At 38.8% G+C, this 12474-nt stretch carries 9 protein-coding genes; 5 read left to right on the forward strand and 4 right to left on the reverse strand.

Going from position 1 to position 12474, the window contains the following annotated elements; genetic code table 11:
- Positions 1 to 78 precede the first annotated feature (78 nt).
- From LS41612_RS13990 to LS41612_RS14005, 4 genes are all read left to right on the forward strand, one after another.
- Positions 79 to 810, forward strand: coding sequence for a FadR/GntR family transcriptional regulator (locus tag LS41612_RS13990; RefSeq protein ID WP_024363539.1), 732 nt, complete (start codon positions 79 to 81; stop codon positions 808 to 810).
- Between the two features lie 233 nt (positions 811 to 1043).
- The gene (gene lutA, locus LS41612_RS13995; protein ID WP_024363538.1) at positions 1044 to 1760 is read left to right on the forward strand and encodes a lactate utilization iron-sulfur protein LutA; all 717 of its coding nucleotides are present in this window, start codon (positions 1044 to 1046) and stop codon (positions 1758 to 1760) included.
- Positions 1761 to 1785: 25 nt separating this feature from the next.
- A complete protein-coding gene (locus LS41612_RS14000; protein ID WP_024363537.1) occupies positions 1786 to 3213 on the forward strand; it encodes a LutB/LldF family L-lactate oxidation iron-sulfur protein in 1428 nt (475 codons plus the stop codon).
- Complete coding sequence (locus LS41612_RS14005) at positions 3213 to 3929, forward strand: LutC/YkgG family protein (RefSeq protein ID WP_024363536.1); 717 nt, start codon at positions 3213 to 3215, stop codon at positions 3927 to 3929. Before LS41612_RS14000 ends, LS41612_RS14005 begins: the two co-directional genes overlap by 1 nt.
- A 109-nt stretch (positions 3930 to 4038) precedes the next feature.
- Here the strand turns inward: LS41612_RS14005 and LS41612_RS14010 are convergent, their stop codons facing one another.
- The gene (locus LS41612_RS14010) at positions 4039 to 5337 is read right to left on the reverse strand and encodes an MFS transporter (RefSeq protein WP_024363535.1); all 1299 of its coding nucleotides are present in this window, start codon (positions 5335 to 5337) and stop codon (positions 4039 to 4041) included.
- A 206-nt stretch (positions 5338 to 5543) separates the two neighbouring features.
- On the opposite strand from LS41612_RS14010, the gene LS41612_RS14015 reads away from it, so the two are divergent.
- The gene (locus LS41612_RS14015; RefSeq protein WP_024363534.1) at positions 5544 to 6785 is read left to right on the forward strand and encodes a helix-turn-helix domain-containing protein; all 1242 of its coding nucleotides are present in this window, start codon (positions 5544 to 5546) and stop codon (positions 6783 to 6785) included.
- Between the two features lie 69 nt (positions 6786 to 6854).
- Here LS41612_RS14015 and rarD read toward each other — a convergent pair whose 3' ends face one another.
- From rarD to LS41612_RS14030, 3 genes are all read right to left on the reverse strand, one after another.
- Positions 6855 to 7760: an EamA family transporter RarD gene (gene rarD / locus LS41612_RS14020; RefSeq protein WP_024363533.1), complete on the reverse strand. Its 906-nt coding sequence runs from the start codon at positions 7758 to 7760 to the stop codon at positions 6855 to 6857.
- 163 nt (positions 7761 to 7923) lie between these two features.
- Positions 7924 to 8457 carry a hypothetical protein gene (locus LS41612_RS14025; RefSeq protein ID WP_227665458.1) on the reverse strand — a complete coding sequence of 178 codons (534 nt, stop codon included), beginning with the start codon at positions 8455 to 8457 and terminating at the stop codon, positions 7924 to 7926.
- A gap of 285 nt (positions 8458 to 8742) precedes the next feature.
- Entirely contained in the window at positions 8743 to 12459 is a 3717-nt protein-coding gene (locus tag LS41612_RS14030) for a S8 family serine peptidase (RefSeq protein WP_024363531.1), read from the reverse strand.
- Positions 12460 to 12474 lie beyond the last annotated feature (15 nt).

A 12474-nucleotide genomic window follows, 5' to 3' on the forward strand; every position in this document is an offset into this window, starting at 1 on the left:
ACAGTGAGTAAATTAGCATTCTTCATGTATAATATACTTATATAGAGCAATTGATTGAGATGAATGAGGTGTAGCTCCTTGGAATTAAAGAAAATTAAACCGAAAAAAATATATGAGGAAGTATCAGAAATGCTCTATGAAAAAATTCGAGCTGGCGACCTGAAACCAGGAGATCGTCTTGACTCTGTCGAACAACTTGCTGAACAATTACAAGTAAGTAGGTCTGCCATAAGAGAAGCCTTATCTGCACTAAAAGCAATGGGCTTAATCGAAATTAAACAAGGTTCCGGCACTTTTGTTAAGAGCACTCCATCCAAACAACTTGACTTCCCACTTTCAACACTCACATTAACAAATAAAAAAGATGTCTCCCATCTATTAAAAGTACGCAAAATTATTGAAGTGGGTGCCGCTGCCAGTGCTGCCATTCATCGGACAGATGAAGATATACAAACAATGTTGCGTATTTTAGATGACATGAAACTAGCACAGGGTGATGGAGAGCTTGGCGAAAAAGCGGACTTTCAATTTCACGCGGCAATCTCTGCTGCCTCTCAAAACCCCCTACTGGCAACAATTTTAGACCAAGTATCCGGTTTAATGATTGAAACAATGAAAGAAACGCGTCGTATTTGGTTGTATTCTAAAAAAACGACAAGCGAAAAATTATATGATGAACATATGCAAATTTTTCTTGCCATTAAACAACAAAACGAAGAGCTAGCAAAGCATGCAATGTCTTCTCATTTAAGCAATGTAGAGGAAGTTTTAATGCACTATTTCGACACAACCGAATCTACAAAGGAATAAAATTCATAAATTGCCAGAGCTGATGTTATCGCAAAAAGTGTTAGATTGATTAAACACAATCTAGCACTTTTCTTTTTTGTCCCTCCCCTATTTTTTGAAAATTTGCAAATAGCACTTCCACCCATCTTATAGGTTGTAGTATGATAAAAACAATCTAACTGTCCACCAAGTCATCTGATGACCAGTTGATTAATCAATTGAAATTGCAAATCCATACAAAAGGAGCGAAAAGCATGAAAGTAACATTGTTTGCGACTTGTTTAGTCGATATGTTTCAAGGTGAGGTAGGAAAAGCAGTTGTCGAAGTTTTAGAAAGACTAGGTTGTGACATCGACTTTCCAGAAAATCAAATTTGCTGTGGACAGCCTGCTTATAATAGTGGTTATGTACAGGATTCGAAAAATGCGATGAAAAAAATGATAACTGCTTTTGAACATGCACAGTACGTCGTCTCCCCTTCTGGCTCTTGTGCTTATATGTTTAAAGAATATCCTGAAGTATTTAAAGGGGACCCTATATGGGAAGCGAAAGCACAGGCGTTAGCTGCTAAAACATATGAATTCACGGAATTTATTGTAGACATTCTACAGATTGAAGATGTAGGTGCACATTTAGAAGGTAAAGCGACATTCCACACCTCTTGCCATATGACTAGATTGCTCGGTGTGAAAGAAGCACCAATGAAATTATTAGGAAATGTTAAAGGTTTACAATATGTAGAACTCCCAGGAAAAGACCGCTGTTGTGGTTTTGGCGGCACATTTTCAGTAAAAATGGGGAATATTTCTGGAGAAATGGTCAATGAAAAAGTACAAAACGTAGAAGAAACGGAAGCAGATATTTTAATCGGTGCGGATGCGGGCTGCTTAATCAATATCGGGGGGCGTATTGAGCGACAAGGCAAACCCATTAAAGTGATGCATATTGCGGAAGTACTAAACTGCCGATAAGTGGCTTTTAGAGGAGGATAATCGAATGGCAATGAAAACAAGCGATGATAGGTTTAACAAGCGAGTATCGAAAGAGCTAGAAAATACCTTTATGCGAGGTGCGGTATCCAGTGCACAAGAACGCTTTCAAACGCGCCGATTACAACAAGCAGATGAGCTTGGGCACTGGGAAGAATGGCGTTCACATGGTGAGGAAATTCGCCAGCATGTTCTCGCCAATTTAGATTATTACTTATATCAACTGAGTGAAAATGTAGCAAATCGTGGTGGACATGTATATTTTGCTAAAACTGCCGAAGAAGCTACTAGCTATATTCAACAAATCGCCGAAAAAAAACAAGCGAAAAAAATTGTCAAATCTAAATCCATGGTAACAGAAGAAATCAATTTAAATCCCGCGCTCGAACAACTGGGCTGTGAAGTGATTGAAACAGACCTTGGCGAATATATTTTGCAAGTTGGAGATCATGAACCCCCATCGCATATCGTCGTACCAGCATTGCATAAAAATAAAGAGCAAATTCGCGATATATTTAAAGAAAAACAAGGCTATGAGCAAACAGAAAAACCAGAAGAACTAGCCCTTTATGTTCGTGAAAAACTACGAAATGAGTACTTAACAGCAGATATTGGCATTACTGGCTGTAACTTCGCTATCGCAGAAAGTGGCTCCATCACACTCGTTACAAATGAAGGAAATGCTGATTTAGTAACCGCCTTACCTAAAACACAAATTACTGTGATGGGCATGGAACGAATTGTGCCCACGTTCGAAGAAATGGAGGTCCTCGTTAGTTTATTAACGAGAAGTGCTGTTGGGCAAAAGCTAACAAGCTATATTACGACGTTAACTGGTGTAAAAGATGAAGGCGATACGGATGGGCCAGATGAATTCCACTTAGTTATTGTCGATAATGGCCGTTCAGCTATTTTAGGGGGGGAATTCCAACCAATTTTGCAATGTATTCGCTGTGCAGCTTGTGTTAACGCTTGCCCTGTATACCGTCATGTTGGTGGACATACGTACGGTTCAATTTACTCAGGTCCTGTCGGTGTTGTGTTGTCACCATTGCTAGGTGGTTATGATGATTTCAAGGAGTTACCATATGCCTCGACTTTATGCGGCGCTTGCACAGATGCATGTCCTGTCAAAATCCCATTGCATCAACTGATTCATCGCCATCGTCAGGTCATCGTTGAAAATGAAGGAAGAGCCCCGGTGTCCGAAAAGCTTCTTATGAAGGCGTTTGGCTTAGGTGCTTCCTCCCCTACTTTATACAAAATGGCAACGAAAATGGCAGCACCAGCCATGTCTCCATTTACAAAGGATAATAAAATTTCAAACGGCCCAGGACCATTAAAAGCGTGGACAGAAGCAAGAGATTTCCCAGCTCCGAATAAAGAAAATTTCCGAAGCTGGTTTAACAGCCGTACAAAAGGAGGTTCTGAATAATGGCAGGAAGCATTGTAAATAGAGATGCATTTTTATCGAATATTGCCAAGCAACTTGGACGAGCACCAAAAACACAACTAACAAAACCAGTTTGGCAATACCAACCTCAAGACCGTGTGTTAAAAGATGCTACGAAAGATGAACTCGTTGCTGTCTTAGCGAAGCAATGTAAAAATATTAATACTGATGTTATAGTTACTACTACAGAAAATCTAGCAACGGATTTGCAAAAAGTCGTAGAGCAATACGGTGGTCGCTCTGTCATCACATGGCAAGACAAACGCTTTAAAAATTATGGTTTAGCTCAATTGATGCATACACAATGGCCACAAGTCGATATTGAACTTTATGTATGGGATGAAACACAGCCAGAGGAAAATATCCGACAAGCCGAAAAAGCAAATATCGGTTTGACAATTAGTGAGATGACTTTAGCCGAATCTGGAACAGCCGTCCTATTTAGCGATAAATATAGAGGGCGAACGATAAGCTTTTTACCAGAAAAGTCGATAATTTTGATGCCAAAAAGCACCATCGTTCCACGCATCACCCAAGCAGCTCGATGGATGAGCCAAAAAGTTCAAAATGGGGAGCATATCGCTTCTTGCATTAACTTTATTACAGGTCCTAGTAATTCCGCAGATATCGAAATGATTCCTGTCGTTGGTGTCCACGGTCCGATTAAAGCCACTTATATCGTTATCGAAGATCAATAATGATGGAAACAGGCATGCCAGATGTACTGCATGCCTGTTTTGCTTTATATTGAATCAATCCGATAGTGGTTATCGCCACTAAATCCCCGTTTTCGCCACTGCTAGAATTCTACCTATTTGGTATTAGTTTGCTATTCTTTGCTAGCGTTTTGTCATCGTAAAATTCAGGATGCGCTTCCTTTAAAACTGACCTCCGCAGTAATACAAGTGTCATTACCACTATAATTATACTTGTCACTAGCAATATACCAGTTGCTGGGAGAGAATCGTATAGTACTCCATAGACAAGCATACCAATTGGCATCATGGACATCGCCATTGTTTCCATTAGTCCAAATACGCGTCCGCGATACTCCTCGGAAATAAGCTTTTGCATAAAAACGCCTAGAGGCATATTTACACCCATTTCAAAAATAGCAAAAATAAAATACAAGCCAATATAAAAGATAACAATCATTGCATACGATAGATTCGTCACTAAAGGGATTACCGCAAAACTTAAGCTATTTGAAAGCAACAATAAACTTATTTTAGAAAAACGAAGTGGCACTTTTATTTCGGCACGTGATGCAAAATAGATGGAGGCCACTAACATACCACCCGCCCCCGCTGCTTCAATAAAACCAAAATGGGTAGATTCAACCTTTAGTAATTCGATGATGATATACGTTCCACCAACGACAATGGCAGAGAAAAATAAATTAATCCACAACGATAGCCACATCACAACTTTAATGACCTTATGTTGTTTGATATAGCTAAAGCCTCCAACAAGTCCTTGCCATATCTTTTCCGCTTTAGCAGTGTCCCCTCTCGTACTATACAAATTAAAATTCATCGTGGCCTCTAAGCAAAAGGCTATCGCGTACGCTACCATATGAACTATTAAAAATACTTCCATAGAGAAAAAGCCGTACATCATCCCACCGATAACAGGTCCCCCAACAGCCGCTACAGACACCGACATTTGGTTAAATGACATTGCCCGCTGTAAACGTTCTGGATTAACGAGTGTTGCAATTGCTGAAGTAAAGGTTACGCTCGAAAATGCTGAACAAAGCGTATAAAATACGGTAGTCACATAAATCGCATTAACAGACATACCAATTGTCTCTGTATAAAACAATAAACTTGCCATCGTTAAAATCGTTCCAGCTTGTGCTATTAATATTGTTCGTTTCTTTGAATAATTATCTGCGACATATCCTGCTAATGGCGCAACAAGTGCTCTAGGTAATATGGAACAAATCATATTTGTTGCAAAGCTGGTAGCGGAACCCGTCATCGCTAAAATATACAAACTAATACCAAAAGACAATACATGCGACCCTAACATTGCAATCATTTTACTGGCGGTAAAAGTCCACAAATGATAGGTCGCCTTTTTATATTTTGCCGCTTCACTCATTAAAAAACCCCTCCATATTTTAATTTAATTTAAAAGTTTAATTTTATTAAACAAAATATAACACGATTCCCACTTTTCGCGCAATAAAAAGTTTAATATAATTAAACAATTAGGTGGCATCGAGTTTCTCTTTTGCTTTTGGCAAAATGTATAGACTTTACAAAGATTAGTGATTATTGTTAGTAGTAAAGAAAGGAGGCGGGGCAGTGGACTCTTTAGGCACGCGAATTCGCAAATTACGAAAAGAACGAAAATTAACATTAGAGGCGCTTGCTGCCGATCGTCTAACAAAAGGTATGCTCAGCCAAATAGAAAACGATAAAGCGAAGCCATCAATGGAAAGCTTAGAATATATTGCGGAACGACTTGGAGTCAAAGCAAGTGAACTACTTGAACAAGTAGCATCCTCTGATATACGTCAGTTGCTGGAGCAAGTAGAAATTATGTTTGCTGAAGTAAGACGAGGAGATGCGGATAACCATCAGCAAATTGTTGATATCATTCAACCTTATATAGAAGATTTCCCTCTTAGCTATGAAGCAGGACGTTTACTGTATATCTATGCTGATGCCCAATATGAGGCAGGTTTATTGACATGGGAGGCGCCGCTACAACAAGCACGGCAAATATTTAGAGAAATTAATTTATTAAGCCATTGGTTAAAAACTTATATTCTACAACTCGCTATTTTGTCAGAAAATCGTCGATACAATGAGGCTTATCGCTGTATTCTACAAGTAAAAGAAGAAGTTGCACATGAAAACTATCAGTTAGATTCCCGAGATACTGCAAAATTAGCTTATTATATTTGTATTTTTCAACTAGCCATCGGTGAACATGAAGCTGGTAAACAACTCATCAAAGAAACGATAGAACATGCACATCAAAATCAATTGTTTTATCATATCGATGATTTATACCGTATTGGTGCCTATTGTGCGATGATAGATGGTGACTTCAAACAGGCGGATAAAATGATTATGAAGTTGGAGCAATATCGCATGTTTGTTGAACAAGCTGATGTCGACGCCTTTATATACGTCTTAAAAGCCCATTATTATAACAATTATACTCATGATTATAAGCAAGCATTAGTTGAAATCGAACAATTCCGTGCACTTACTGGCTCCACTAAACTAGATTCGAATTTTTATTACGCTGAAAAGGGAAAATCGTTGTATTTACTTGGTCGTTATGCGGAATCACTTGAGGCCTTTAACCACTATACAGAAATCCCTATTTTCATCTCACATCCTTATGATTTACTTAGTATGAATGAATGTTTTTCCTATAAAGCTCTTTGCTATGCACAGCATGGTGAATTGACGACTGCCTATGAAATTGCCAAAAAAGCTTATATTGACTCAATCGATTTAATTGACCTTCCATATAAGCAAAAAATTGAGGAAACCTATTTAACGATTAAAGCACAAATCGATTCGAGGTAATAAACGATGAACGGGACATTGAAAAAAGTGTTAGAATGACTGCTGTCAATCTAACACTTTTACCTTATGTTACGCAGATTTATGATGTGCTTTTCTTATTTCTAAAATTTTTGAACCAGAAAACAATAATAAGGCTATCCAAATAATACTGAATGCCAACAGCTCTACTGGGCTGAACGGTTCCTTATACAGAACGACACCCAAAATTAACACGATGGTCGGTGCCACATATTGTATAAAGCCCAATAAATAAAGCGGAATATTTTGAGCACCTTTTGCAAATAAAATTAAGGGCACTGCTGTTACAATCCCACTCACGACCATGAGTACATCCGTTTGGATATTGACGTGTAAAAATGACGCTTGGCTTGTTGTAAATAAATAGACGTAATATCCTAGTGCAAACGGCAGGATAAATAGCGTTTCAATGGCAAGTCCCCTTGTTGCATCCAGGGTAATTTTCTTCTTCAATACCCCGTAAATAGCAAATGATAACGCAATAAGAATTGCCACCCAAGGCACTGTTCCATAGTTTACCGTTAATATGATGACCGCAATAAAGGCAATTGCTGTTGCAACCCATTGTGCACGACTCAAACTCTCTTTAAAGAAGACCACACCAAAAATAACCGACAATAGTGGATTAATATAATAGCCAAGGCTTGTCTCTATTAAATGTTCATGTGTTACTGCCCAAATATATAAGTACCAATTCATTGAAATAACAAAGGAAGCACAAGCTAGTTGCCAAAAACTCTTCTGGTGCGTCCATAAATATTTTAAATCAGCTATTAAATCTTTACGCATACCGACAATACTCACTACTAATACTGTAAAGACGAAAGACCATATGACACGCCCTAATAATATTTCCATACTCGGCACATGCTCAAGCAGTTTCCAATAAAGTGGGAATGCTCCCCAAATAGCATAGGCTAAAAACGCTGCCCATACTCCTTTTTTCTCGTTTGACATTGTCTTGAATTCTCCTACTCTTCTTAAATCACTTACGATTTCTCGTATTTCCACATGATGACATTCATAATGTAAAGAATAGACTAATTATAGGACTTTGATTGGCAACTGTAAATGCACAAAATTACTATGGACGTGTTGTTTATCGCTTAAACACGTTTTGTTACGCTTTATTCTCACTTTCTAGCTCAGAAATATATTTTCGCACCATACTATAACTTATATCAGGATTAATTTGACGTTTTATACGAATATGAATTTCTTTAATGCCTACACCTTGCTCTCGCATATCTCGAATCATTGATTTTAATGGGCCTGATAGCGATTCCTTTGAAAGAGCCGTATATTTACTAAGCTCAATTAGCAAGTCGGTATTCTGTCGACGGAGTTCCTTCAGCTCATCGATTACACAATTATATTCGGTAAGCTTTTTTTGTAGCACCGCATTTTGCTGCGTGAGTTTTTGTATGTCTGCTTCAAGCGTTGTGTTTTGTTTTTTTAAACTTTTCTGTTCTTGCTCCAAAACAAGTTGCTTCTCATCTACATCAAGATGCATGTCATTTAATAATTTTTCAAAATGAAGTAATTCCTTATAGCGACTTTGCGTTAACACCATGAGCGTTTCCGTCGTTTGAACAGCTAGTGTACCATCTTGCATTTTTTCCCATGTTAATGCTGATTGATCCATTTTGCTCATCACTTATATCTCACTCCATTACTAAATTGTTCGTGTAATGGGATTCCCTTGTTCAACATCTTTCAGCTTCCTTCGTTATGATAATCATTCTCATTTACCTTATCATAATGACAAAAGTCTTTTTTGTCAAAATAAAAAATACAGGCTTCTTAAATTTAAGGAACACAGCAATCCAGCCCAGCCAGTTAGTTTACTAGAGACATCCATCTTAGTGTTGCTTTACAGTCCATAATAAAAAGAGAAATTGCGCAGTGCAATTTCTCTTTTTGTTTGAACTGATTGTAATTATAAGTCACCCTCGGTAACTTCATTATTATTGTTATTACCTTTGCCGTTACCATTGCCATTTCCATTGCCATTACCGTTACCATTGCCATTGCCATTGCCGTTACCTGGCTTTACAACCAACACATCAAATGTTAGTGTATGCTCACCATACGTTACTGTAATCGTCGTATTCCCTTGACCTTTTCCTTTTACGGCACCTGCTTTTACAGTAGCTATTTTATCATTTGCTACTTCGTATGTTGCCAGATTTGTCACATCTTTTTCTGTCGTTTTACCTTCAAAAGTAGTAACTTCCGTAATTTTAATCGCAACCTCTTTACCAATTCTTGTTTCTACCTGCGCTTGGTCAATTTCTAATGTGACAATTGGAGTTTCTACATTAGGTGCTTTCACTGTCACATTCATCGTCACTTCATTCGCACCGTATGACATAGTAATTGTCGTTGTGCCTTCCCCTACTGCCGTTACTACGCCATTGACTACAGTGGCAACATTTTCATCTCCAACAACATACGTAGCTTTAGACGTTACATCTTGCACTGTTGCTTCACCTTCTGCAGGTGTTGACGTTTCTGTTAGCGTTAGTTGTGCTGTTTCTCCAGTTGTTAGGTTGAGCTCAGTTGGATTTACAGAAAGTGTCACTACTGGCTCTACCACTTCTTTTTCATAGATCACTGCTTCCCCAACATTCCCCGCAGCGTCATTAATTTTTACTGTAACCGCATTCGTTTCTGCTGTTACTGGGAATGTAAAGCTACCGTCTTGATTTAGTTCAAATGCAACTGGCGCTTGTACTTCCCCATTTACCGTCGCAATATAGGAAGCTTTTAATTTATCATTTAAATTGTAATTTAAACCGTATGCACTTAACGCTACATTGTAATCAATATACTTATCTGTTACCTGCCCAGTAGCAACGCCTTGCGCTACTGAACCAGTAATTTCTGGTTTAGTCGATTTGACAAAAATTGGTCCAACATAGTCTGACACTACGCCTGATGCTGCAAGACCAGTAAAGTCAATTGTATACACACCATCTGGAATCGTTGTGGCAGGTGCCGATCCCCATGGTTTGTATTGCCCACCTACTTTTAGCGTATAAGAACCTTTTCCTAGTGCAGTCCCTGCATGTATATAGCCAATGTAGCCATCTCCATATTCTCCGCCTTCTGGATTCATAATATCCCAAAGCTCAATATAGTTCGTTGTTACATCTCCAGTTAATGTGAATGATAGTACAGCCGAGTCTTTCACTCCATCTCCGTTAAAGGAAAGATCCGTTTCTGTAATAGTCAAGTCTTTCACTTCAGTTGTTGCCTCTGCGCCAAAATCGGCTGCAAATGGCAATGAAATTTCTGTAGCTCCATTACCGATGTAAATATAACCTAGTAATTCAGAGCCGTTTGGAGCGGAAGCTTGCGAAGCTGTTAACGTAATATTTAAAACTTGCTCACCTACTAGATTAAATGTTGGCTGGTCTACTGTAACAGTTGCATCACCAAATGTTTTTGTTACATCAACTGAAACATTATAGTTACCGCCGTTCCCTTTGATATCTTTTACTAATACTTGTTTCGTGACAGAAATATCTCTATCTTTAAGTGATTGTGGACCGAAAGTAACGGTACCTTTCAAGTTTTCTGCCACTGCACCCGTTCCATCTAAAATTGCGCTATCAAGTGCATAAGCAAGAATTTCCGGATGAGCTGCAGCATATGCATTGACACGCCCTGCCCCTTGAGAAAATACATCGTATTTTGTCTTATCTAAAACTTTTGCTGTATTAGAAAGCGCTACTTTTACATCGAACGCATTCCAATCAGGATTTGCTTGTTTAACTAACGCCGCAATACCTGCGATATGTGGTGTTGCCATAGAAGTACCTGTTTTACGAGCATATGCTTCAGCATAATTGGCATTAGGGAAATCTTTTTTATACATTGGAATCGTAGACATAATATTTGTTCCAGGTGCACTTACATCTGGTTTAATATCAAAGTTTGGTGTAGATGGACCACGTGAACTAGAAGAGTTTACCTCATCGCCCGTAGTATTTGTTGAAGCAAATTTACTAAAGCTTACTTTTCCTGCGCCACTTGCTAAAGCAGCGCGAATGGCAGCACCATCTGTTTGGGACATATCAAATGTTGGTAAAAACTCAAATGAATCACCAAGGAATGTGCCTGAAATGTTTGGTGCATTCGTTCCACCAGCAAAGTTATGAATAATTGTTGCAACTGCTCCATTTGCCTTTGCATTGGCGATTTTATCAACGAATGCGATACCGCCTCGAGAAATCAAGGCTACTTTCCCCGCCACATCGATTCCTTCATAGTCTTTTACTTCACCGTTTCCAGGGACAGCTACTAAATCAAATTCCCCTTGCAGCTGTGTTGCTACATTTTTCCCAAAAGTCGTACCCATTAACGGAAGTTGTTTTGTTAAGTTGTAATTGCCAACGGTAACTTTGACTTCCCCGTTATACATTGTTTCAGGATTCGTTGTGTTCCCTACAGCAATTCCTAAACGAGCCGTTGCAGGCGTACCCATTGTTCCGCGATTTGGACCAGAGTTTCCTGTTGCAATGACTCCGATTGTGCCAGCTATCATTGCGTTATTAATCGCAAATGAACCAGCGTCTGTTTCAGAGTTTGCTCCCCCGCCAAGCGAAAGATTGATAATGTCCATTTTTTCTAATACAGCCGTTTCAATTGCTTTTACAATACCGGATGTAGCACCACTTCCGTAAGCCCCAAGAACACGGTAAGCATAAAGGTCTACTTTTGGTGCAATTCCTTTAATACCGTATTGATTAGCTCCGATTGCTGCAATTGTTCCCGCAACATGTGTACCGTGAGAAGTATAGAATGCGCTTCCTTTTTCATTAAACTCCGGTGTTCCAACTGGACGCTCCGAAGGTAATGTTTCTGATGCATCGTTATCTGCACGAGGCTTCGAGTAAGTTGATGAATATGGAATAAAGTTTTTTCCACCTTTATAAATTCCAGCAAATTCAGGGTGATCGGCGTCAATACCCGTATCTAATACGGCTACCTTAATGCCTTGTCCTTCCAATCCTTCGTTCCAAAGCTGTTCAATGCCAAGGAAAGAATTACTTGTATTCATTTGCGCTTCTACCTGATCTTCCTTAACCAGTTCCGATGATTTCATCGTATCATCTTCTGATGCGTAAACAATGGCATCTGGTTCGATTAATGTAATGCCTTCGATTGTAAGCAATTTTGGAAGATCATTTGCTTTTACAGTTGCTGCGAAGCCATTTAAAACTGTATCGAATGTGTAGCCTTGCGTCATCTGAACATTTTTAACAGCTAACTCTTTTTGTACTTGTGCTTGTTGTGCTTTTACATTAGAGCGAGCTTCATTTGCCTGAGCTTTAGAAAATCTTTGGCCTTTAAGTTGGCTTATTCCTTGCTCTAGTGCCACAGGCATTTCAGATAAATGAACAATAACTGCCACCTCTTGATTGCCTGATACATTTTGTAAGCTTTCATGGAGCGTTGGACCATCTTTAGACAAGCTTAGCTGTTCAGCGATAGCAGCCTTTAATTGAATAATACTTTCGCTTTGACCATCCTGCTTGAATGGTTTCGATTCTTCAGCACTAGCACTCGATAATGGAGCCAAGAGAGAAAGCACCATAATGAAAGCTAAAATACTACTTAAAAATGTCGTTAACTTAAACTTTTTCAAATCTCATTTCCCCTT

The organism is Lysinibacillus sphaericus (genome assembly GCF_002982115.1).
In the GTDB taxonomy this organism is placed as follows: domain Bacteria; phylum Bacillota; class Bacilli; order Bacillales_A; family Planococcaceae; genus Lysinibacillus; species Lysinibacillus sphaericus.